This window comes from Amycolatopsis sp. WQ 127309, from assembly GCF_023023025.1.
In the GTDB taxonomy this organism is placed as follows: Bacteria; Actinomycetota; Actinomycetes; order Mycobacteriales; family Pseudonocardiaceae; genus Amycolatopsis.
Map to the genome: position 1 here is coordinate 302,705 of NZ_CP095481.1, position 22,996 is coordinate 325,700.

General features: G+C 71.7%; 15 protein-coding genes. 5 read left to right on the forward strand and 10 right to left on the reverse strand.

Translation table 11 applies throughout. The annotated features are described in order from the left end of the window. The first annotated feature begins 383 nt into the window (after positions 1-383). A complete protein-coding gene (locus MUY22_RS01275; protein WP_247056107.1) occupies positions 384-872 on the forward strand; it encodes a hypothetical protein in 489 nt (162 codons plus the stop codon). A 243-nt stretch (positions 873-1,115) separates the two neighbouring features. Beyond that, a complete protein-coding gene (locus tag MUY22_RS01280; protein ID WP_371827570.1) occupies positions 1,116-2,807 on the forward strand; it encodes a flavin monoamine oxidase family protein in 1,692 nt (563 codons plus the stop codon). Positions 2,808-3,271: 464 nt separating this feature from the next. Here MUY22_RS01280 and mycP read toward each other — a convergent pair whose 3' ends face one another. The 7 genes from mycP to MUY22_RS01315 form a co-directional block, all read right to left on the reverse strand. Continuing rightward, positions 3,272-4,531 carry a type VII secretion-associated serine protease mycosin gene (mycP, locus tag MUY22_RS01285; RefSeq protein WP_247056108.1) on the reverse strand — a complete coding sequence of 420 codons (1,260 nt, stop codon included), beginning with the start codon at positions 4,529-4,531 and terminating at the stop codon, positions 3,272-3,274. Further along, positions 4,528-7,101, reverse strand: coding sequence for a hypothetical protein (locus MUY22_RS01290; RefSeq protein ID WP_247056111.1), 2,574 nt, complete (start codon positions 7,099-7,101; stop codon positions 4,528-4,530). Before MUY22_RS01290 ends, mycP begins: the two co-directional genes overlap by 4 nt. A 113-nt stretch (positions 7,102-7,214) precedes the next feature. Further along, positions 7,215-9,614: a right-handed parallel beta-helix repeat-containing protein gene (locus MUY22_RS01295; RefSeq protein WP_247056113.1), complete on the reverse strand. Its 2,400-nt coding sequence runs from the start codon at positions 9,612-9,614 to the stop codon at positions 7,215-7,217. A 41-nt stretch (positions 9,615-9,655) separates the two neighbouring features. Next, positions 9,656-12,259 carry a LuxR family transcriptional regulator gene (locus MUY22_RS01300; RefSeq protein WP_247056116.1) on the reverse strand — a complete coding sequence of 868 codons (2,604 nt, stop codon included), beginning with the start codon at positions 12,257-12,259 and terminating at the stop codon, positions 9,656-9,658. Positions 12,260-12,419: 160 nt separating this feature from the next. After that, positions 12,420-13,931: an NAD(P)/FAD-dependent oxidoreductase gene (locus MUY22_RS01305; protein ID WP_247056119.1), complete on the reverse strand. Its 1,512-nt coding sequence runs from the start codon at positions 13,929-13,931 to the stop codon at positions 12,420-12,422. Positions 13,932-13,971: 40 nt separating this feature from the next. Further along, complete coding sequence (locus MUY22_RS01310) at positions 13,972-14,823, reverse strand: cupin domain-containing protein (protein WP_247056121.1); 852 nt, start codon at positions 14,821-14,823, stop codon at positions 13,972-13,974. A gap of 32 nt (positions 14,824-14,855) precedes the next feature. Next, a complete protein-coding gene (locus tag MUY22_RS01315) occupies positions 14,856-15,701 on the reverse strand; it encodes an IclR family transcriptional regulator (protein WP_247056123.1) in 846 nt (281 codons plus the stop codon). Between the two features lie 128 nt (positions 15,702-15,829). On the opposite strand from MUY22_RS01315, the gene MUY22_RS01320 reads away from it, so the two are divergent. Continuing rightward, positions 15,830-16,333 carry a cupin domain-containing protein gene (locus MUY22_RS01320; RefSeq protein WP_247056125.1) on the forward strand — a complete coding sequence of 168 codons (504 nt, stop codon included), beginning with the start codon at positions 15,830-15,832 and terminating at the stop codon, positions 16,331-16,333. A 170-nt stretch (positions 16,334-16,503) separates the two neighbouring features. Next, positions 16,504-19,278: an AAA family ATPase gene (locus MUY22_RS01325; protein WP_256475339.1), complete on the forward strand. Its 2,775-nt coding sequence runs from the start codon at positions 16,504-16,506 to the stop codon at positions 19,276-19,278. Between the two features lie 5 nt (positions 19,279-19,283). Here MUY22_RS01325 and MUY22_RS01330 read toward each other — a convergent pair whose 3' ends face one another. Both MUY22_RS01330 and MUY22_RS01335 read right to left on the reverse strand, forming a co-directional pair. Continuing rightward, positions 19,284-19,622, reverse strand: a complete 339-nt coding sequence (locus tag MUY22_RS01330) for an SsgA family sporulation/cell division regulator (RefSeq protein ID WP_247056129.1) — start codon at positions 19,620-19,622, stop codon at positions 19,284-19,286. A gap of 167 nt (positions 19,623-19,789) precedes the next feature. Next, positions 19,790-20,560: an IclR family transcriptional regulator gene (locus tag MUY22_RS01335; RefSeq protein ID WP_247056131.1), complete on the reverse strand. Its 771-nt coding sequence runs from the start codon at positions 20,558-20,560 to the stop codon at positions 19,790-19,792. A 778-nt stretch (positions 20,561-21,338) separates the two neighbouring features. Between MUY22_RS01335 and MUY22_RS01340 the strand changes: the two genes are divergently transcribed. Then, positions 21,339-22,580 carry a helix-turn-helix transcriptional regulator gene (locus MUY22_RS01340; protein WP_247056134.1) on the forward strand — a complete coding sequence of 414 codons (1,242 nt, stop codon included), beginning with the start codon at positions 21,339-21,341 and terminating at the stop codon, positions 22,578-22,580. A 31-nt stretch (positions 22,581-22,611) separates the two neighbouring features. Here the strand turns inward: MUY22_RS01340 and MUY22_RS01345 are convergent, their stop codons facing one another. Then, the gene (locus MUY22_RS01345) at positions 22,612-22,887 is read right to left on the reverse strand and encodes a hypothetical protein (RefSeq protein ID WP_247056136.1); all 276 of its coding nucleotides are present in this window, start codon (positions 22,885-22,887) and stop codon (positions 22,612-22,614) included. Positions 22,888-22,996 lie beyond the last annotated feature (109 nt).

The window sequence follows — 22,996 nt, forward strand, 5'->3', positions numbered from 1 at the left end:
GCCAAAAGGGATTCGCGGTGGCACAAACGCGGTTGACCAGGCAGAACCGTCCGGTTTGCAGCTCGTGGACGCGGCACCTCCTGACGGACTGCTCATGACCCACCTCACAGGACAGGGTTTTTTCCAGCGAAGATTTTTGCGACTCGAAATATCGGGATCCTCCACATCTAAGGAACATCCCTCACGAGGGCGGTCCGCGCCGACGTCGAGCTCTTCACCCCGAGCTTCACCCGCGGCGACGGCCTCTGGCTCGCCGGACGCCCCATCGGGCACAACTCGTGGCCGAACCGACGCGTCCGCTTTCCGGCGGCGGGAGCCGCGGTCACCCTGCGAAGAATGATCACGGAACCGGGCACCACCTACCCGCAGACCGAGGGAACCCCATGAAAACGCTGAACGGACTTCCCGCCCACGTGCTTCTCGTGCACGCCATCGTCGTGCTGCTGCCGCTGGCGGCGATCCTGCTGGTCGTGAACGCTCTCTGGCCGGCCGCCCGGCGGAAGCTGGCCGGGCCCGCCGCCGGGCTTTCGGTGCTCGTGGCCGTGCTCGTCCCGATCACCATCAACGCCGGGGAGTGGCTGCAGGCTCACGTGGCGCCGACCCCGCTCGTGCGCGACCACGCCGAACTCGGCAAGACGGCAGCCTTCGTCGCCATCCCGGTCGCCATCCTGTCGCTCCTCGTGTGGTGGCGGCACCGCGAAGAGCTCCGCGGCGCCCGGGGCGCCCGCACCTTCCTGGCCCCGGCGGCCACCTGGGTCACGGTGGTGTTGGCGGTCCTGTCGATCGTGGCGGCCGGAGCCGCGGGCTACGACGTCTACCGCATCGGCGACTCCGGCGCCCAAGCCAGCTGGCACGGCCAGTTCCGCGGCTGAGCCACCGGCTCACCTCCGGCCGAGGAGCCGGGCGTCGGATCGTGCGACGTCCGGCGGTCGCCACAGAATGCGCTTTCCATCTGAATCCTTTCTGGACACCGCGGACCGGAAGGGCAGATACGGGATACGGAAGAACCCCGTTGGTCACTCACCGGCTGGACCCGCTCGGGACACCTGCGATCTTCGTTACACCAGCCGTCCTGGACGCCCCCGAATGCCGGACCACAGCCGGAGGTAACGCCGATGACCACGTCACCAGTCGAAGAACACGCCCCTTCGGTCCCGCATGGCGGCCGGGACACGGCGAGCATGCTGTGCCCCGACTTCCCGTTCGCCTACGACGACTGGATCCGGCACCCGGCCGGCCTGGGCCGCGTGCCCCGGCACGCGCTCGGCACCGAGGTCGCGGTGATCGGCGGCGGCCTGTCCGGGATGGTGGCCGCCTACGAGCTGATGAAGCTCGGCCTTAAGCCGGTGATCTACGAGGCCGAGCAGCTCGGCGGGCGGATGCGCTCGGTCACCCTCGACGGTTACCCCGGCGCTGTCGCCGAGCTGGGCGCGATGCGCTTCCCGCCGTCCGCGGGCACGCTCTTCCATTACATCGACAAGCTGGGGCTGCAGACCAAGCCGTTCCCCAACCCCCTCTCGGCAGCATCCCCGAGCACGGTGATCAACCTCCACGGCGAAAGCCATCCGGCCCGCACCACCGCCGACCTGCCCCCGGTCTACCGCGAGGTCAACGACGCCTGGACGAAGACGCTGCAGGAGCAGGCCGACCTGTCGCTGATGGAGGACGCCATCCGGCGCCGCGACGTCGGCACCATCAAGGCGCTGTGGAACCACCTGGTCACCAAGTTCGACAACGTGTCGTTCTACGGCTTCCTGACGTCGTCGCCGCTGTTCTCCTCCTTCGAGCACCGCGAGATCTTCGGCCAGGTCGGCTTCGGCTGCGGCGGCTGGGACACCGACTTCCCCAACTCCGCGCTCGAGATCCTGCGGGTCATCTGCACCGACACCAGCGACGAGCACCACCGGATCATCGGCGGCTGCCAGCAGCTGCCGCTCGGCCTGTGGTCCGACGAGCCCGCGGACCTCGAGTACTGGCCGGCCGGGACGTCGCTGGAGTCGCTGCACGGCGGGCAGCCGCACCCGGCGGTCGTCCGGATCGACCGGACCGGCCGCGGGTTCACCATCGAGGACGCCGACCGCGACGTGCGCACCTACCCGGCCGCGATCTTCGCCGCGCAGAACTGGAACCTCCTCTCGGGCATGAAAGCCGACGACGCCCTGCTGCCGGAACCGGTGTGGACCGCGCTGGAGCGCACGCACTACATGGGCGCGTCCAAGCTGTTCGTCATCACCGACCGGCCGTTCTGGCTCGACCAGGATCCGGCCACCGGCCGCGACGTCATGAGCACGACGCTCACCGACCGCCTCCCCCGCGGGGTCTACCTGATCGACAACGGCCCCGACCAGCCCGGCACGATGCTGTTGTCCTACACGTGGAACGACGATTCGCTGAAGGTCGCGTCGCTGACCGCCGAAGAACGCTTGGACGTGGTGCTCGACGCGATCGGCAAGATCTACCCCGGCGTCGACATCCGCTCGCACATGATCGGGCCGCCGATCGCCATCACCTGGGAGACCCAGCCGCGCTTCAAGGGCGCGTTCAAGTCCAGCCTGCCCGGCAGCTATCGTTACCAGCGTCGGCTGTTCACCCAGTTCATGCAGCGGGACCTCGCCGAGCACCACCGCGGCTTCTTCCTCGCCGGCGACGACGTCGCGTGGATCGCGGGCTTTTCCGAAAGCGCCGTCACCACGGCGCTCAACGCGGTGTGGGGCGTGGTCGAGCACCTGGGCGGCAGCACGCATCCCGCGAACCCCGGCCCGGGCGACGTCTTCGACGACCTCGCTCCGATGCGCCTCGCCGGCTGAACTGCGCAAGCCCGCCGACCACTCGGGCCACAGGGAGCGTTGGCGCCGACCCTCCAGTGGGCCGCGTCGTCGTGGTGAGGACTGAGCAGGACTTCCCTCGAAAGAGGAGGAGAATGCCTGGCCAGTGCGGTCGCTCGGACGAGAGGGCGGGGCACGCCGCCCGGTAGCCGGTCACGGCCAAGGGGTGCCGACGATGCCGCCGCGGAGCCACGTTCGTGCGCGCATACGACCGCTGTCCGGGCATTCGCCGGCGTGCAGACAACTCTTGCCACATCGCGGGCCGGTCGCGATACCCGACCTGACTTAGCGCACCCCCGCGTCCGCCCCGCACGCACATCCGCGGCCGAAACAGAGCCGCCCTGACCTTCACCGGTACTCTCTCCCACCGGTGACCGTGCGCAGTCCTGCTGCGTCCGCTCCTCGCACAGCTGGAAGCAGCCGGCAAACACGGCCTTGCCGGCTTCTCAGCCGACCCGGCCTTTCGGGGTGGCTGCCGGCGGTTCCGGTTCGACCCGGACCGTCCGCGGCGGTGCCCAGTTCCGGGCCCGTCCGCCGCGAGCGAACCGGAGGAACACGACCAGCCCCACCGCCAGGAACACCGCGAGCAGCACGCTCCCGGCCGCCAGTGCCGGGCCGTTCCCGGCCGCCTCCGCCGCCGGCGCCGCGCCCATCGGCGGTGGCTTCACCATCTTCGCGGCGGCCCCCGATTCCTCGGGCAGCAGCCGGGTCACGGCGGCCACGACGTTCACGGTGCCCCAGCCGACGCCGGGATCCGGCAACGCGGCTTTCGCCGGGTGGTCGGCGGTGGCCTCCAGCCGGTGCTTGACCTGCGCGGCGCTCAGATCCGGGTGGTAAGCGCGCACCAGGGCCGCGGTCCCGGTCACGAACGGCGCCGAGTAACTGGTGCCGGTCCCCTGCCACTGGCCCGCGCCGCCCGGGCCGACGCTCTCCACGCCGACGCCGGGAGCGACCAGTGAGATGAACGGCCCGGTCTGGGAAAAGTCCGCGAGCTGTCCTTGCTCGTCGATCGCGCCCACCGCGATCACGCCGGGGTAGGCCGCGGGGTAGGTGACCGGGTCCCCCTGCTGCTTGCCGTTGGCCGCCGACGCGACCAGTACGACGTCGTGGTCGGCCGCGTACTGGACAGCGGCCGCGAGCTTCGGTTCGGCGACCGTGGTGCTGGCGGAGACGTTCAGCACGCGGGCTCCCGCGTCCACCGCGGCCCGGATGCCGTCGGCCAGGGAGTCCGCGGACAGCACCGGCGCGGCACCGTCCGTGCCGGGTTTCGCGGCCCGGATCGGGAGGATCGTCACGCTGGGCGCGATCCCGGCGAACCCGGTGCCCGGGTCCGTGGCGGCGGCGATGATCCCGGCGACGAAGGTGCCGTGGCCGTAACAATCGGTGTTCGCGGTACCGCCCGGTGCGGTGACGTCGACGCCGGGCAGGACCCGGCCGCCGGCGAGCTGCGGCGAAGCGCCGTCGACTCCGGAGTCGATCACACCGACGGTGATCCCGGATCCGGTGGTCAGCGACCAGACCTGATCCGGCGCCAGCTGCCGCTGCGCCCACGGCTTCCCGTGATCGCTGCCCTGAGGTGCGCCGAGACAGCCCTTCTGGTCACTCGGCAGGGGCTGCGGTGTCTGCTGCGCCGCGACCGGGCTCACCGGCAGGACCGTGAGCAGAGCGGCCCCGGTCAGGGCCGTCAACGCGTGCCGGACCTTCACGACGCCATCACCGCCGTGTGCCCGCCGCCCGACCGGTCGGACTCCGTCGTCTCGGCGTCCCACTCGAGCAGCGGGCTGGTCAGGCGGGTGACCACGTCCGGGGTGTCCACCAGCCGGAGCTTGTTCTGGCGACGGCGGGCCAGGACCCGGTCCAGCTTGTCGAGCACCGCGAGGTCGCGTTCGTCGAGCTCACCGGATTCCCCCGGCTCCTCGCCGGGCGCGAGCTCACGCAGGAGCACCGCGATCCTCGGGGCCTCAGGACCGTCGCGATCCGGCGACGCTTCGCCTTCGCCCCCTTCCTGCCGCACGGCCAGCGCTTTGAACCGCGAACCGGCACCGAACACGACCTCGTCGGGGGTCCGGCCGCCGAGCAGCTCCGAGGTGCGCCGGGCCGAGGACGGCCAGATCAGGACGTCCAATTCGGCGCCGGAGACCGTGATGTCCAGGTCCAGGCTCGCGGTCAGGAAGCCGGGTTCCACCTGCAGCGTGCCCGGTTGCACTGGTTCCGGAGTCCGGCTCTGGCGCAGGACCGGCCGCCGGTGCGTCGGCAGCCGCCGGATCCCGGAGGACAGGCAGGCGAGCTGGCCGGCCATCGAGCTGTCCTGGCCGGCCCGGACCGCGCCGTTGACCGCTTGTGACCCGCCGTCACCGCTGCCGAGGAACAGGCACACGGCCGCGTAGTCGGCCTTCACCCCGGCGGTGTCCTCTTGGCGCATCGACGGCCAGGTCGCGAGCGCGGTGTTCACCGTGGCCAAGGCCTCGCTGAACTCGTCGCCCGCGGCCGTGGTGAAACTGGCCTGCTCCGCGGCGCTGCTCGCCCGGTCCGACACCGCGAGTGGCGCCGCGCGGGGACCGCTGGGTTTCGGTGGCGGCGCTGATGCGGGCGGCGGGACCGGGGCCGGGGCCACGGGTTCCGGTGCCACCTCGGCGAGCGGCGCGACGGGAGGCGCCGTCGGCTCCGGGCGAGGGGAAGCAGTTCCGGCGGCCGGCACGTCGCGCCGGGGCGCGGCCGGAGGCGGGACGGGCAGTGGTGTGCTCTCGCGGACCGGTGCCGGGCCGCCCGGCTTCCCTGAGACAGTCGGCACCGGTACGGAGGACATCATCGCGATCGGCGGCGCCACCGCGGACGCGGACGGCCGTGGCACCGGGGACGCCGAAGTATCCGGCCCGGGATTCCGGCTGGGGTCTCCCGGTTGCGGCGCACCTCCCCCCGGCACCGGCACCCCGGCACCCGGCATAACGCCACCAGGCAGCGAGGCCCCGCCCCGCGGCACATCGCCCCCAGGCAGCTTGCCCCAGGCTCGCGGCACATCGCCGTCGGGGAAACCGGGACCGCCGGGGCTCGGCACGGCACCGCCGGGCGCACTCCCGCCCGGCAGCGTGGCGCCGCGCGAGCCGAGGACGCGCTTGCCCGCCTCGTCGGGCACCCCGGCGACGCGGACCCGGGCCCGGCGGCGACGCACCGGGTCGAGACCGGCCATGAGCTTCTCGGCGGCCGACAACAACCCCTTGCCGACCGGCTCACCGGGCGTGCCCAGCTGCAGCGTCCAGCCCGACGGGTCGAACGGCAACGCGGTCGCGGCCGGGTCCGCCGGCCCGGTGCGCACGACCAGGCCCGACGGCACGACGTCCACCCTGACCTCACCGAGGCGGTAGGTCGCGCGGCCGGACCGTTCCCAGCCGGCCGGTGGCACCGCGACGTCGAGCACCACCTGGTCGCCCCCGCCCGCGGGCTGCTTCAGGACCGTCACGAACGGGTCGAAGCCGTCCCGGGGGGTCTCGTCCGGGCCGGTGGTGGCGAGCCTGCCGATCCCGACCAGGACCTCCCGGCCGAGCCGCAGGGCGACCTCCGCCAGCCAGGCGTAAGCCGCCGCCGCGGGTTCGGCCGGGACAAGCAGGCTCGGCTCCGGAGCCTTGCGCAGGACGTCCGTGATCGCGGCGGGCGATGGCACCTCGCCGTGGCGGCCGACGATCACCTTGGGCGCCCGCTGGTCCACGGGAAGACCGGCCACCGGATCGCCGAGGTTCGGTGGTGCCGAGTCGACGCCGCGCACCAGCACGCCGGCCGGTACCGGGTCGGCGACCACCTCACCGAGCACGGACGACCGGGCCGGCAGCGCGGCCTCCCAGGCTGGCTGCGGGTACCGGAGGCCGCCGAACCCGGCCGGCTTGCCGGGCCGGAACAGCTGCCACCCGGTGCCGCCCGTGCCAGGCCCGGTGTAGAGCGCCGCTCCGGGGCGGACCAGGAACCCGCCGTCCGGCACGAGCACGGCGGCCTCCAGTTCGTCCGCCAGCTGTTGCGCGGCCTCCGGCCGGGCACCCAGCCGGGGCAGCCCGAGCCGGAGCACCTTGACGCCGTCGGCTCGCAGCTCGGGACCGGCCAGGCCGGCCAGCGCACCGGCGCACGCGGGATCCCGGCCGGCCGCCGGCGAGACCAGCACGAACAGCTGGCCCGCGACCGCCGGTGGCCAGGGGAACCGCGCGGCGGGGTCGTCTTCGTCGCGCTGCCGCACCAGCAGGTGCGGCCCGCGTCGTTCGGCGACCAGCGAAAGTACTGAATTCTCGGTCATGTTCCGCTCCTGCCTCCGAACGTGCGTGCGGGCACCGGTTCCCGGCCGGGCGGCCCGGCACGTCCACCGGCTCGTCTGCTGCGCACGTCAGGCACCACCTTTCGTTCCAGCGCTCAGGTTTCGATGTCGGCCGCGGTCAGCAACGTCATGTCGGCGGAGGTCGGGGCGTCGATTTCGGCCAGCCGGGACGCCTGCCGGTCGGTCATCCGCTCGAACACCCGGCGGGCGGTGCGGCCGTTGCCGAACGTGCCGTCCTTCGGGATGGCGTCGAAGTACTTCAGCAGCACCTCCGCCGCGTCCTCGTCGAGCCGGTAGTCGTGCCGGGCGCACTGCGTGCGCACGATGGTCACCAGTTCGTCGGGGCTGTAGTTGGCGAACTCGATCGTGCGGCTGAACCGCGATTCCATGCCGGGGTTGGCTTCCAGGAAGCTGCGCATCTCCTTCGAATAACCGGCGGCGATGACCACGACGTCGTCGCGGTGGTCTTCCATGAGCTTCACCAGCGTGTCGATCGCCTCCCGGCCGAAGTCCGGCCCGGTGCCGCCCTTGCCCGAGCTCAGCGTGTACGCCTCGTCGATGAAGAGGACCCCGCCCAATGCGGTGTTGAAGGCTTCGGTCGTCTTGATCGCAGTACCGCCGATGATCTGCGCGACCAGATCGGCGCGTGCCACCTCGATCAGGTGGCCCTTGCGCAGCACGCCGAGCTGGGCCAGCACCTGACCGTAGAGCCGGGCGACCGTGGTCTTCCCGGTACCCGGCGCGCCGGCGAACACCAGGTGCCGGGCCATCGGCGGTGCCGAAAGCCCGGCGTCTTTGCGGCGCTTGGCCATCTTGTTGAGGTTGATCAGCGAGCTGACTTCGAGCTTCACGCCGGCCAAACCGACGAGCGCCTGCATCTCGGCCAGCGGATCGCCGGCCCCGGGAGCCGGTGCGGCAGCCGGCGGCGCCGGGGTACCGGGTGACGCGGCCGCCCCGGCGGAGGCGGAGGTGCCGTAGGCGTCCGGTGTCAGGTTTCCGCCCGAGATGAGATCGAGCACCTCGATGGCCGTGCCCGGGCGGGTCTGCCGGACGCCGCTGCCGTGATTGTCCCGCACGGTGCAGCCGGCGACCCGGACGGCTTCCTCGGTGTCGAGCCGGATGCCGTCCGCGGAGCCACCGGTGAACTCGGACTCGGTGATCGTGCCCGAGGCGCCTTCGGCGAGCAGGCAGCCGGCGCCCGTACTGCCGTGCACCCGGCAGCGGACCACAGAGACGTCCGCGCCGGAGCCCGCGTGCACGCCTTCCGCCCCGGTGCCCGACAACGCGCTGTCGGTGAGCGAAAGGGCGGCGCCGAGCACCTGGATGCCGGCTTCGGCGGTCCGGCTGAGGCTGAGGCCCGTGACCGACGGCCGCGCGCCGTCGGTCACCCGCATCCCGGTTCCGCCACCCTCGATCTCGACGTTCTCCCAGGTACCGCGGGCGGCACCGGCCACATCGACGGCCGCGCCGTCGCAGCCGACGACCCGCAGCCGCCGGAAGAAGGGATCGGCGCCGTCGTCGACCCGCACGCCGGACGTCGTGCAGGTGGACACCGTGGTCCGGTCGAACTCCGGCACGCTGCGGGCGGTGACCCCGATCCCCACTCCGTCCACATCGGACACCTCGCCGCCCGCGACCGTGCCGGCCGCCCGGCCGGTGAAGAGCATCCCGTACCCGTTCGCTCCCCGGACCGCGCAGCCGCGCAGCATCGGCGAGCACCCTTCGGCGATGAAGACGCCTTCGGCACCGGCCCGCTCGACCACACAGTCCTCCAGCGCCACGGCTTGGCTGCTGGCCAGGTAGAAGCCGATGGTCTCGGCATCGGAGACGGTCAGCCGGGTCGCGGTCAGCGTAGCTTGCTGCTCCACCGCGACCGCGGGCTTCGCCGCCTTGCTCACCGCGGTGTCCTCAACCGTCAGCTTGCCCCGGCCGTTGAGGCAGATCCCGTTGCCCGCCGCGGTGCTCACGGTGCACGACCGCATGAGGAACGCGCCGTCCTCGGCCACGACGACCCCCGACGTGCCGATCTCGTCGAGGCGGCAGGCGTCGAGCACGCCGCCGTTCGGTGACGTGACCACGACGCCGGCCCCGACGGCGTTGCGGATCTCGCAGTTGCGCATGAGCACCGTGCCCTGCGCGGCGGCGAACACCGTGGTCCAGCTCTGCCCCTGCACACTGCACTCGGAGATGCTCAGCTGCCCCATGGCGACCAGGATCGCCGCGTTCTCCTCGTCCGCCGCGGTGATCGCGAGCCCGGCGAGCGCGGCCGACTCGGCTTCGAGCGTGACGGCGACCCCGCCGGCGGACACCAGTCGGACCGTGCCCGGACCGTCTTCGGCCGTGATCGTCACCGGCCTGGTGAGCACCAGGTTCTCCGCGTACCGACCGGGGCCCACCACGATCACCGCGCCGGCCGGCGCGGCGGCGACCGCTTCGCCGATGCGGCGGTACCCGTTGCCCGGCGCCTGCGCGACCGTGATGACGTTCTGGTTCACGTTTCCCGATTCCTCCCTGGATCCTCTGGTGGCGGACCTCGTCACGCGCCGACCGGCTCGGCCCAGCCGCCCAGGTCGGACGTGGCCAGCCCGTACCGGTTGCGGCAGCCCACCTTGCTGTAGAGGCGGGTGAGGTACTTCTCGACGGTCTTCTCGCTCATCTGCAGGCCGCTCGCGATCTGCCGGTTCGTCCGGCCTTCCCGGATCAGCTCGACGATCCGCAGCTCCACATCGGACAGTTCGATGCGCGCCGGGCGGCTGACCGGCACGGCCATCCGGCGCTGACCCATCACCCGCCGCGTCATCGACACCAGCTTCGCCGCACCCAGGTCCTGGGCGATCTCGTAGGCTTCGGTCAGCTCCCGTTCGGGCTGCGCGGCGCTCCCGCCCGCGACGAAGCACACCAGCGCGAGGCCGAAGCGGTCACCCCGGCGCCGGACGGCCTCCTCGGCACGCCGCACCCGGTTCTCGTCGTTTTCGGCGATCCCGTGCGCCAGGTCCGCGACCTCCGCGGTCCACGCCGTGCCGAACCGTTCGTGCAGCGCGTCGGCCTCGGAACGGGTCCGGCGCACCCAGTGCCGTTCTCCGCAGTCTTCCGCGATGAGCAGCAGCCGGGTGAGCAACCGGGCCGACGTCGATTCGTCGTCACCGGCGTGGTTTTCGTAGGCGGCCAAGCCGAACTCCCACGCCCCGGCGGGGTCGTCGCCACCCCGGTAGCGCAGTCCCACCTCGACCCAGGCGCTCAGGGCCGGCAAGGGGCCGTCCCGCTCGATGCTGTCCAGCCACGCCGTGGCACGCCGGTCGTCGCCGCGCCAGCTGGACATCTCGGCCGCGAGCAGCCGGGCCCGCGTGCGGAGCGGCCCGGGGGTCCCAGGATCGAGGTCCAGCGCCCGGGCCGCGCTGAGGGCCTCGTCCCAGTCGCGCCCGGCGTACCCCGAACACAGGCGGTGGTAGGCCGCCATCGCCCCGAGCAGGGGGGCGCGGTAACCCGGGCCGGAAATCGCGTCGAACACGGGCACGAGGTCCCGTATCGTGCACGCGGCTTCGACGTCGGGGCCGAACTCGAGGGCAGGCGCGCCCGGCGGCCGGATCGCCGCGAACGCGGTTTCCACGTCACGCGCCCGCACGACGGCACCGGCCAGCCAGCGATCCGCGAACTCGATGGGGGCCGGCGTACCGGTCAGGGTCAGCGAAGCCCGGATGGCCGGGGGTACCGGCCGCCCGTCGAAGATCGAGATCAGCGCGGCCGCGGCCGCCAGATCGGGGCCACTCGCCTCCTCCGGCGCCGCTTCGACCAGATCGGCGAGCGTGTCCTGGTCTCCCGTCCGCGCGAGCAGCCGCACCAGGTCCGCGCGCAGCTGCTGCCGCTGCGGGCCTGGCTCGCTGTGCCACCACGCGGCGTACCGGTGGGAGATCTGCGCCGGCCGGTCGAACGGCTGCAGCCGCACCTCGTCGTCGCGCAGCAGGCCGACCAGGTCGGGCCGGGGGGCCAGGGACCGGCCCGCCCCCGCGACGTGCTCGGCGAGGATCGACATCGGCCGGGACGACCCAGCCTGGGCCTCGAGCAGGTGCCGGGCCATCAGCCGGTGCAGCGAGGCGACGCGGTCCGCTCCCGCCTGCTCGATCACCGACGCGGCCAGCGCCGGGCACCGGCACGTCAGCCGGCCCGGCGCGACGACCTCGAGCACCCCGGCCCGGACCAAGGCGTCGGCGCGGCTGCCGAACCGGACGGCGGAGCCCCCGGTGGCCGCCGCGAGCAGCGGGATCCCGTCGATGTCCAGGCTGTCGGGGCCGGCGGCGATCAGCACGAGGTCCCGGCCGTCGGCGTCGAACCCGGCGAGGCTCGTGAGCAGGTGGTGACCGGGTGGCAGGGTGATCGCCCGGTCGGGCTCGCGCAGGCAGACCGCACCGTGGCGGGACACGAGCCGGTCCTGCCGGCGCAGGTCCGCCACGGTGGACAACAGCGTCGCCGGATTGCCCCAGAGCGGCCCGAGCGCCGCCCGGACCGCGCGGCGGAGGGCGAGGTCGACGGTGGCGTTGACGGACTTGCGAAACAGGTTCTCGGCTTCTTCTTCGGCGAGTGGTTCCAGGTCCACCACTTCACCGGCCAGCGACGACAGAAGACCCTCCAGCGGGCCGCCCGCCGTGCAGGAGGCCACCAGCGGGCGGCCCGATCGCTGCAACGCGGCCAGCGTGGGCTCCGGCTCGGCCAGCAGGTCCACGTCGTCGAGCACCACGGTGACCCGCTGCATCCCCCCGAGCCGGGTGAACAGCACGCCGACGGCGTTGAGCAGGCGGTACCGCGTCCAGGCCGACCGGTACGCCGCTTCGGTGCACAACCGGACCACGCTGTCGATCGCTTCGGACAGCCGCGGCCGGCCCCCGAACAGCTCGAAGGCCGACCGGACCGCGGCGATGAGCAACGTGATGCCGTACCGGTCCCACTCCGGGTGAGGCTGGTCGCAGGCGATGGTCAGGGTCAAGGCGTCGCCCCCGCCGAGCTTGGGCTGTGCCCTGGTCAGCAGCGCCGACTTGCCGCTGCCCGGTGCGCCTCGCACGATCGTCAGCGGAACCGAGCCGGCGGCCTTGGTCAAGGCGGCGAGCTCGACCCGGCGTCCGACGAAGTTGCTGCTCTGCCGCGCCATCCCTGTTCCCCTTCCCGCTCCCCCGTTCCCGGGAAACCACTGGTGCGACCACGACATCACCGGCAACTCAACGAAATCTCTATCCACCGTCGTGGTACGCGCGCCACCGGCGGCATCCGCCCGTTCGGGCGGGATGGGTGGACGAAAACACGTGGTTGCCCTAGCCGGCGAGCGCATCGGCCACGGCCTTCTCCGCGGGGTCGGACAGCCGTTCCAGCAGCCGCGGCAGCACGTCGCGGTAGGCGGCCGGATCGACCGGCTTGAGCCAGTGCGCCGCCCGGGTGAACCGGCCGATGTTCAGGTCCAGGTCGTCGAGCACCTCGTCCACGTTGTGCAAGGAGAAGGGAATGATCTTCGTGCCGCGGCAGTGGTGCCGTCCGGTGGCGATGTCCATGAACGCCAGCTGCTCCACCACCGCTTCGCGACGCCGGGCCGGGTCTGGGAGCGTCAGCGTCCCGGCCAGGTCCGCGGCGATCCACATCGCCGCGGCTTCGGCGTTCAACGGGCTGAAGAACGACGAGTTGTAGCCGTTGAAGTAGAGCCCGGCCGGGCCGGACGGCAGGATCTGCCGGTACAGCATGAAGTTGCCGCGCTCGTCGAACAGCTCGCGCTGCACGTCGGCGTCGAAGAACGGGACGCCCTGGCTGAACCCCGTACCGCAGATCACGATGTCGGCGGCCACCACCGAGCCGTCGTCGAGTTCGGCACCGGGCCGTCCGTCCCGGACCAGCAGCCGCGCGACCGTCCGGTCGCGGTGGACCACGATCCGCCCGTCGGCGACCGCGTCGAAGAAGCCGTCGGTGACGAGGCTGACCGCCCCCTTGACGATGTCCTCCATGCCGCCACGAGGCACCAGCCCGTGGCGCTTCAGGCCGTACTGCCGGACCGAGAGCACGCCCAGCGAGTTCAGCATCCGGCGGCGCAGGCCGTTCGCCGGGCCGTGCAAGATCTTCTCGACGCCCCGGAGCCGGACGTAGCGGAACAACGACTCGCCGAGCCGGGTCAGCAGCAGCGCCTTGAAGTTGACGAGACCGGCGATCCTCCTGGGCATCTTCCACAGCACGTGGCGGGCGACCACCTCTGTCCGCGCCGCCACACCGCTCACCGCGGCGGCGATGTCGCAGGCCGATTTCCCGTACCCGACCACCAGGACCGCCTTGCCCCTGGCCGCTTCGGCGTCGGGGAACGCGGTGCTCGCCACCACACGCCCGCCGTGCGCCCGGAATCCGTTGGCTCCGGGGTAATCCGGCACATCGGGTTCACAGAACACGCCGTTCGCCACCACGAGCCGGTCGAAAGGCTCGGTCCCGGAGGTGGCGCCCGGACCCCGCCACGACAACGACCAGCCCCGCTCCCCGGGTACGGCCCGCACGATCTCCGTGTCCAGGCGCAGGCTCCCGGTCAGCCCGGAGGCCGCGGCGTAGTCGGCGAGGTACCGCTGCACCTGTTCACCACTGGGCCATTCCGGGAACTCCGCGGGCATGGGAAAGTCGGAAAAAGCGTACTGCGCCTTGGGGCTTTGGGTGGCCAGTCCCGGGTACCGCCGGGTGCGGCTCCAGACCCCGCCGACGTCCGGTGCCTTGTCGAACACGACCACGTCGTGTCCGGCCCGGTGGAGCACCTTGGCGGTGCACAGCCCCGCGAAGCCGGCGCCGATGATCCCGATCTTCACGACGACTCCTCACTCCTTTGGTTTCCGTTCGACCGCTCAGTCAGTTCGCGAGGACCGGCGAGACGTCCATGTGCACGCGGTAGTCGACGATCTCGGGAAACCCTTCGCCCGTGCCGCCGGTGGCCAGTTCGATCACGGTCACGCACGGCATCTCCACCGCGCCACGTGGGGTTTCCACCTCGATGACGAAGCGGCAGAACAGCTGCCGGCCGATCTCGGCGACCTGCTCGACCCGGTGCCGCGCGGTGGGCAGCGCGGCGGCCGCGGCCGCTGTGGCGGCGACTATCGCGGCCCGGCCGCGGACGGGAGCACCGCTGCCGAACCGGTAACGAGCATCTTCGGCGAAGAACGCACCGAAACCGGCGAAGTCGTGCTCGTCGACGGCGGCGCACATCCGCCGGACGACCTGCTCGGCGCGCGGTGGCGCCGGCTCGTCCCGCGCGGCGTCCGGGCCGTCGGTTCCTGGTCCGACCAGCGACAGGCCATGCTTCCTCATCACCTCGGCGACCTTCGTCATGTCCCGCGGCCCGGGCGGCAGGGCGTTGAGGTCGCGGTAGTAGTTTTCCAGCCCCGGCGGGGAAACGACGGCGATGATGCGGGCCTCGACCGTGCCCTCGTTGAAGAACATGTGCGGCACCCCCCGCGGGGTCAGGAGCGCGGCCCCCGGCGTCAGCACGTGCCGCTCCCCGCCGAGTTCCACGGTGACGGCCCCCGCCGTGCAGACGAAGAGCTCGTCCTCCCGGGTGTGCACGTGCGTCGGCGGACCGCCGAGCCCGGGCGGCGCGGTGTACTCGAACAACGAGTACGCCCCGCCGGTGTCCGCGCCGGTCAGCTTCACGAACATGCCCAGCCCGATCGCGCCGACGTCCTCGCCGCCTCCCGGAGCCAGCACGTCCCGGCGGGTTCCTCCGTCCACATCGGACCTCATTCGGCATCGTCCCCTTCATTGGTTCCGGAAGCTGCGGTACAGAAGGCACTGCTCGTCACGGCCGGGCCGGCGGCAGGCCGCGAGCGGTAGGCCCGGGACGCCCCCGCCGCCGCGGTCCGGACCGCGGACACGGCGCGGTCGGTCCGCAGCAGCTCGGACGGCCCGGTCACCGAAAGGGCGGCCGCGACGTCGCCCCGGGGCCCGAAGATCGGCGCGCCGACGCAGGTGACCCCGACGTTGCCCTCTTCGTGTTCGACCGACCAGCCCCGGTCCGCCGCCGCCGCGAGCTCCCGCTTGAGCCCGGACGCGGTCGTGATCGTCCGCTCCGTCTGCGCTTCGAGCCCGGCCGCGATCACCTTGTCGACGACCGCCGGCGGTGAAAACGCGAGGATCGCGCGGCCCAACGCCGAACAGTGCGCCGGCACGGAACCGCCGACCGGGGAGAGCATCGGCATCGGGCGGTGCCCGGTGATCTTCTCCACCACCAGCACGTGGTCGACGTCGAGCACGCCGAGCTGCACGGTCGCGTTGACCGCCCCGTACAGGTCCTGCAGGTACGGCAGCACCGTCTCCCGCAGTTCGAGTCGGACCGGCGCCAGCCCGGAAAGCTCGAACAGCCGCTTGCCGATGCGGTACCGGCCCGCGGTCTTCTCCAGCCAGTCGAGCCGGATCATCGTGTCCGCGGTCCGGTGCGTGGTCGAGCGCGGCAGGCCGCACCGCAGGACGAGCGCGTCCAGCGTCAGTTCGCGGTTGGCGGTGGTGAACGCACCCAGGATCTGCGCCGCACGGTCGAGCGCGCCGGCTCGTCCCGGCGGCGCGTCGTCCCGGCTGCTGGGACTCATGGTTGTCACTCCCGGTGCGCGGCGAACAAACTGCGATTCGACGAGTCTCACCGGAGCGCCGGGTGCGAGTAAACGCACTTTGGGGAGGAAACCATCGCCGAAAACACCCATCCCGTGCCGGCCGCGCCATGAGCGCGTCCGGTGCCGGTTTCCGGCTGACCGACTTCCTGGGTGCCCTGTCCGACCGGGTCGAGCCGAGCGACCTGCGTCCGGTCGTGGTCCGCGCGGGGGAACTCGAACGGCTGCCCGCGGAGCAGGTGCACAACCCCACCGAGCTCGCGGTGGCCGGCCTGCTGCCGACGGCCACGTTAGAACTGCTGCGCCAGACCATTCCGCCCGGGCAGAGCTCGGACATGCAGCGCCACCACCACGAGACGGTCCACTACGTCATCGCCGGCACCGGGCACAGCGACGTCGAGGACGAGACCGCGACCTGGTCCGCGGGTGACTTCGTCTACACCCCGCCTTGGACGTGGCACCGCCACTACAACGACTCGGCCGAAGCCCCGGTGGAGTTCCTGACCATCGAAAACTCCCGGCTGCTCGCGTTGTTCGGCGTCGGCCGCCGGCAGAGCGCCGGGCTGGTGTCCGTGGCGGAAGCACGGGCCCGGTTCGGCGCGGAACGCTCGTGACCACCGCCCGCGCCCGACCGAGGCGAGTGGCCTGGATCGGCACTGGGCGGAGCAACCGGTTCCGATCGCAGCGCCCCGTACCACGTCCGCCGTTCCCGGAGAGCGGCGAAGCCGGCTTTTAGGGCAGTTCTGCCGGAAGAAAGCCCCCCAGCTCGCGGGTCCGCCGAGCCGTGGTCCCCCGGCCGTCCCAAGCTCACTCCGTGGAGGACTTGCTCGAAACCGTGACCGCACCCGAAACCGCGCTGGTCGTCGTGACCGGACGGGCGGGGATGGGCCGCACGACGGCCCTGACGACCCTTGGCGCCCATTTCGAGCGGGCCGGGCACCGGGTGTCCGGCTTGCGGTTCACAGCGCGCGGTGACCTTCTTCCGCTGCGCGGGGGTTCCTCGCCCGACTCCGGCGATCTCCCGGCTACGCCCGGCGCCCCGGCCGAAGCGGCCTGGACCCCGCTCCGGCCGGTCGAGGGCGCCCACGACGACCCCGCGATCGCCGAACGCGCCGCCGCGGCGGTCCTGGCGTCGCTGCAGCAACCCGGTGGCCGGTCACTCCTGCTGGTCGACGACGCGCAGTGGATGGATTCGGACTCGCTCGCCGTGCTCGTCGCGGTCGCCCGCCGGGCCGCCGGCGGTTCGGTCTCGTGCGTGTGCGCGGTGCGGACTCCGGCTCCGGACCTCGGCGATGCCGAAACATTCGCGGCCTTCGCCCAGCTGCGGGCCTCGGGAGCCGCCGCTGTCGTCCGGGTCCGGCCGATGACGCGAAAGCAGATCGGCCATGAGCTGACCAAGATCGCCGGCGCTTTGCCCGAGCCGGAGCTGATCACCTACCTGTACGAGCAGAGCCGGGGCGTGCGAGCGGCGTTCTGGGACACCTACGAGCTCCTGCAGCGCAGCGGCTGGATCAGAATGGTGGACAAGCGGGCCTACCTCGTGCCCGGGCGGCCGCTGGTCGTCGCCCCGATGCGCAGCCGGCTCATCGACGCTGTCGCCGAGCTCGGAGCGCCGATCCTGGCCACCGCGAAGGCCGCCGCCGCGCTGGCCCCGCTCGGTGCCGCGATGCCCGGGCTGGTCGCCGAAGCACTCGAGATCCCGGCACCGGCGGTCACCGCGGAACTCGAAGTGCTGCGCCGCCAAGGCGTGCTTCACCGCGGCCTGGACGGTTCGGTGTGGCGATTCGTTGTGCCTCAAGTCGCGAACGCGCTGATCGACTGCTCCGGGCCGCATTCCAAACAGCACCTCGCGGCGAAGGCGGTCACCGCGGTCTGGGACGGCACGGCCACCAGCCACGACACCGGCTACCTGTGCGACCGGGTGGCCGAGGCGGGCCGGCTGGTCGACTCGCGACGCGCTCTGGGCGTTCTGGTTTCGCACAGCACCGCGGTGAGCGAGGCGCGGATCGAATCCGCGCTGCACTGGCTGAGCGCCGCCGTGGAACTCGCCGACAGCCGTCCGCAGCGGGTGATGATCCTGCTGCTCTACACCACCATCTGCCACTCGCGCGGGAAGTACGAAGACAGTTTGCGTGGCGCCCGGCGGTTGTTGGAAGACTTCTCCGACCAGCTATCCGCCGGGACCGCCCAGGAACTGCAGATGATGGCCGTGTGTGCGCTGGGCGGACTGGACCAGGCCGGGCAGCTGGCGGAGCTGGCGGATGCGCGCCGCCGCTGGCCCGGCGGGCCGGAAACCGGGTTCGTCACCGAAGCACTCGCGTGCGCCATGCTCGACCGCTGGGCCGCGGCCGACGCCCGGTTGTCCCGCAGCCAGCCGAGCTGGGCCTCCGGCAACTCGACTTCGGCGATGCTGGGCGGTCTGTTCCACGACTTCGCGAAGCTGTGCACCGGTGACGAAGGCCCCTTCGAGAAGAGCCTCCTCGAGCGATCACAGTGGCCTCTGCGCGATGTGCGGCGTCACCGGGTCGACCAGATCAACCTGCACGTGGCCGGTCTGCTGCTGAACGGTGACGCGCACCGGGCCGGCCGGCTGCTCGTCCAGGAACAGGTCGGGGACGAAGAACTGCAGCCGAGCAACCGGGCGATGGCCGCGGCTCTGCGTGGCGACATCGATCTGGCGGCGGAGGTGGCCCGGCGCGCCGTGGCCTACCGCTCCGGAGGCGGGTTCGATGCCGGGTACTCCGGCATGTACTACATGGTCGTACTGGCGCTCGTGGCCCGGGGAAAGTTCGCCACCGCGCGAGAACTGCTGACCGCCGCGCGGGAAACGAAACCGGTGCTGGCGCACCTGCTGGACCTCGCCGAAGCGGAGTACGAGAACCTCCTGGGCGACCCCGTGCGCGCGGCCGAGAAGGTCCGCGCGGCGCGGGACCACGCGGAGTCTCACGGCATCGTGCTCGGCATGGACCTGGTCTGGTCGACCATGGTGGACCTGGCACTGGACCTCCGCGACCGCCCGACGGCCGAGCTGTGCGTGACGAAGATGGACCGGCTGGCCGACAGCGTGCCGGGCGTCCGCACCGTGATCCACGCGCTGTTCGGGCGCGCGGTTGTGTTCGGCGACCGTGCCGCGGCCGACGAATGTCTTCGGCTCAGCCGTGACCGCGACCAGCCGCTCGAGCTGGCCCGGATCCTGGCCAAGCTGATCAAGCATGGCGTCGCCGACCCCACGGGGCTCAGCGAGGTCTACGAAATCCTCGGCCGCCACGGCGCGCTGCTCATCCGCGCGCGGACCCGCAGCATCATGCGCGAACACGGCATTCCCGTTCCGGGACGCCAGGAATCCGTCACGGAGAACGAATACCTGCTGGCGGTGCTGATGTCCGAAGGCCTGAGCAACAAGCAGCTCGCGTCGGCCCTGCGGACCAGCGAAAAGAGCGTGGAAGGACGGCTCAGCCGGCTCGCTTCGCGTACCGGCTTCCGCTCTCGGATCGAGCTGTCCAACGCACTGCTCAACGGTGAGTTCGCGATGGCGACGGGAGACTCCGGCGGCGGCTGACGCGCTCAGCGCCCGTCGCCGAGCAGCCGGACCAGCGCGAGATCGGTGTCGATCCAGTCCTCTTCCGTGCCGAACGGGACCATGTCGTCCATTTGCCGGAGGAAGTCGACCAGCGTCTCGCGGAGCAAGGTGAGCGCGACGGCGCCGAACGGGCTGCTCAGTTCGAGGAGAACGGCCGGCCCCTCCTGGGTCCACCAGGGCCGCACCCTGATGTCACCGTACCCCGCGGGTCGCTTCAGGCCGTGCGCCAGCAGATCGCGTGCGAAGATCCAGTCGGTGGCATCACCGTCCTGCTCGATGAACCGAACTTTCACCGCGAACGGATCCCGGCTGTCGTAGGACATCCGGGCCCGCACGGAGACCGGTTCCCGCTCTTCGGAAAGCAACCCGAAGACCATCGGCCGGCTGCAGATCAGGACCTGCTTCCGGACACCGGCCTCCCCCGCTGGTCGCGCCTCATCGTCCATGAACCCAGACTCGGTCGCAGGACTTCATTTCCTCTCAACGCGGCTCAGCCGACCGCGTTTCCTTCCGCCGGAAAAGAAGAAGTCGCCACGCGAACCGCCCGCGCGATCGCAAAAGCGCTGTTGCGCAACATCTTCGCCGCCGCCGCGTGGTCGAAGCGGCCGGCCCGGCCGGTGACGGCGAGCGCGACCGGCCGGCTCACCCCGAGGTATCCGGGCACGGTGACAGCCAACGTGCTGAGCGCTCCGGACCGGTCCTGGCTGCACGCGATCCCGGCCTGCCGCACGGCGGCCAGCTCGGTGGCCGGCACGAGCGGCGTTCGGGCCGCGGGACTGTGGGCCAGTAGGATCCGGGAAATCGCCGAGAGGCTCGAGCCCGCCCCGACCGGCGTCTGCTCGGGGAGGCGGCACGAGCGGTGGCCGTACACCTGGTTCACGTGGTGCACGACATCACCGGCCAGCACGCTGACGCTCGCCGTCTCGCCGGTGGCGCGGTGGAGTTCGACGAGGTAGGCCGTGGATTCCCGCCGCAGCAGCGTGAACACCCCGGTGTCGACCGGCCGGCCGAACCCGGTGAGCCGTTCACCCGGTCCGTACCGGCTGTCGGTGCGCTCGACCATGCCGTGCGCGTGCAGGACATTCAGCACCCGGTGGACCGTCGCCTTCGCGAGACCGGTCCGGCGGGTGAGTTCGGCGAGAGTGGGCTCGTCTTCGTCGGTCAGCACGGCGTTGAGCACGAGCATCGCTTTGTCGACCGCGCTGGGCACGCCGCCGGGCTCGTCGTGGAACCCTGATCGGCCGGCCGGAGATGCGCTCATCGGTGTCCGTCCACTTCAACCAGGTGCCGGGTGCTTACCCCGCCGACACTATGACCCGATCGGCTGATTACCCCTGCGACGGCGAACGGCGGCGCCTGTTCGGCGAGCGGAATTGCCCGATCTTCGAACTGGGCGGGCACCACCGGCGGGGCCGAGCTCGACTCAACCAGTACCACAGGTTCACTCGAATAGCTGCTTGACAGACACTCAAGCCACCCCATCGGGCGCTTGACAGCTGCGTCACCACACCGTCGCAGAGAGTTGACGTCTGCTTGATCGGCATTTACCTTGGGAAAACAGTGGTCGCCACCAGCGAACGGCAGCCAACGGGGAGCACGACAGAGAAGCGGGCGAGCAGTATGGCCATGCGGAAGACCCCCGTAACACCAGGCCACGCGGCCGCCGGAGCCGGACGGGCCGATCCGGGTCGACGGCCCCGGCCGGGCGCGGCGCGCGCACCTCGGGCGCGCGGATCCGGCACCGTGTCGGCCGTCAGCCGCTTCGGCGATCAGCCGGAGATCGAAGTCGTGCTCGGTTCGTGGCGTCGCCAGCGGCTTTCCGAACCACAGCAAGGTTTCCCTCAGAGTGGCCGGTGCCGGCCCCTTCGGTTTCCACTTCGACGGAAATCGCCGGACGTCTCCTTGTCGCCCTGCGCACAGTGGAACTGCATCTGTCCACTGTGCACCGTAAACTGGTGCGCATCAGCCGGAGCGGGCTCCTGCCGCCGCGTTGCTCCCGGCGCATCGCACCTGCCCGCTCGTGACCAGTGGTGGTGAACATGGCTCAGCCGTTCGATCGCAGCGGCGCACCGGGGCAGCTGGATCACGAGCGCCCCCAGGAGACCACGGTCGGCGCCTTCCACCCCGGTTGCGTCGCCACGGAGGCCCTGACGGTCGGCTTGGCGGGCGTGGACCGCACACTGGCGACCCAGCTGGCGGACAAGGCGCTCCGGGAGGCCCCTTGCAAGAACGACCTGCGGTGCGTGATGCGCGCGATGTCGGTGCTCCTGATCGCCCGTTCCCTGGCGGCGGTCGACGATCACTGCACCCGCTTGACCGGCACGCTTGGACCGGCGGCGGACGGGATCTGGCCGTTGATCCGCGCGCAGATCGCCCGGCTGGCCGGTGACCTCGACGGCGCACGGCGGGGCCTCGACGAGCTGATCGCGCCGGGCAACCCCCGGAACGTCCGGCAGATCGCCCTCGCCTGGCAGCTCGAGACCCTGATCCGGGCCGGCGAGCTGGCACAGGCACAGGCACTGGCGCACGCGCACGATCTGGATCGCCTGGTCACGCTGCCATCGGCCCACCGCCCGCTGCTGCTCGCCGCGCGCGGCACCGTCCGGCTGGCCGAACGCCGGTTCGCCGAGGCACTGGCCGACTTCACCGGATGCGGTGACGCGCACGCTGCCGATCACATGCCCAACCAGGCCGTGTTGCACTGGCGGGCGATGGCCGCGTTCGCGGCCCAAGGAGCCGGCCGTCCTGATCTCGCGCGAGCCCTGGCCGAGGGGGAACACGAAGCGGCGATGCGCTGCGCGGCGCCGGCGGGCGTCGGCTACGCGCTGTACGCCAGGGGCATGGTGGCCGGCCGGCCCAAGGACGCGCTGCTGATGCTCACCGACGCGGTCAACCTGCTGGAGGTCGCCGGGGCCCGTGTCGAGCTCGCGACCGTCTGCCTGGAACTTGGCCGTCGGCTCGTAGCCGCGGGCGATCTCGAGCTCGCCGAGCCTCAGCTGGAGCGCGCGGCGGAACTCGCCCGTCAGATCGGCAACAAAAGCCTGGTCACCGAAATCGAGGAAGAACTGCGCAACGCCGGTACGGCACCATCCCGCGCCTCGCTGACCCCGCAGGAGACGCGCATCGCCAAGCTCGCGCGCGCGAGCCACAGCAACAAGGACATCGCGGCGAAGCTGAACCTGACGGTGCGTACGGTGGAATTCCACCTGTCGAGCGTCTACCGCAAGCTGCACGTGTCGGGACGCCGGGAGCTGATCTCGCGCCCCCTGAACCTCGGCTGACCGCAGGCCCCCGCGCGCGAGCCGGCCGTAGTCACCAACCGATGATCGGCTTGACCGGCGGCAACCCGTAGAGGGGATCGACTTCGCCGTGCTCGTGTTCGGCGAACACACTCTCGTCGAAGCAGAGGTACGCGCGGTCTTCCTCGGCCGGGTCCCGGTCGAGGAGTCGCACCGCGCCAGGAGCAGGCAGCTCGGGGTACCCCGGACCGGGACCGAAACCACCGAGCGCGCGGCCGGCCCGCCGTTCGGTCGTGTCGGACCAGCGATCGACCAGCACCGGGGCGGCTTCGAGACCAGTTCGGGACATGACGGCACCTTCCAAACTCGGTTCGCTCACACGGAATCGACCCGATGATTACAGCGCCGTGAGAGCAGGACGGGAACCTCGGGCACCGGGTGCTCGAACCAGTCGGGGA

Excerpts from the sequence above, each read along its gene's own strand:
- MUY22_RS01315 (WP_247056123.1), bottom strand. The coding sequence starts at position 15,701 with ATGAGTCCCAGCAGCCGGGACGACGCGCCGCCGGGACGAGCCGGCGCG.
- MUY22_RS01300 (WP_247056116.1), bottom strand. The coding sequence starts at position 12,259 with ATGGCGCGGCAGAGCAGCAACTTCGTCGGACGCCGGGTCGAGCTCGCC.
- MUY22_RS01345 (WP_247056136.1), bottom strand. The coding sequence starts at position 22,887 with ATGTCCCGAACTGGTCTCGAAGCCGCCCCGGTGCTGGTCGATCGCTGG.
- MUY22_RS01330 (WP_247056129.1), bottom strand. The coding sequence starts at position 19,622 with ATGTCCTACGACAGCCGGGATCCGTTCGCGGTGAAAGTTCGGTTCATC.
- MUY22_RS01335 (WP_247056131.1), bottom strand. The coding sequence starts at position 20,560 with ATGAGCGCATCTCCGGCCGGCCGATCAGGGTTCCACGACGAGCCCGGC.
- MUY22_RS01290 (WP_247056111.1), bottom strand. The coding sequence starts at position 7,101 with ATGACCGAGAATTCAGTACTTTCGCTGGTCGCCGAACGACGCGGGCCG.
- MUY22_RS01280 (WP_371827570.1), top strand. The coding sequence starts at position 1,116 with ATGACCACGTCACCAGTCGAAGAACACGCCCCTTCGGTCCCGCATGGC.
- MUY22_RS01320 (WP_247056125.1), top strand. The coding sequence starts at position 15,830 with ATGAGCGCGTCCGGTGCCGGTTTCCGGCTGACCGACTTCCTGGGTGCC.
- MUY22_RS01340 (WP_247056134.1), top strand. The coding sequence starts at position 21,339 with ATGGCTCAGCCGTTCGATCGCAGCGGCGCACCGGGGCAGCTGGATCAC.
- MUY22_RS01275 (WP_247056107.1), top strand. The coding sequence starts at position 384 with ATGAAAACGCTGAACGGACTTCCCGCCCACGTGCTTCTCGTGCACGCC.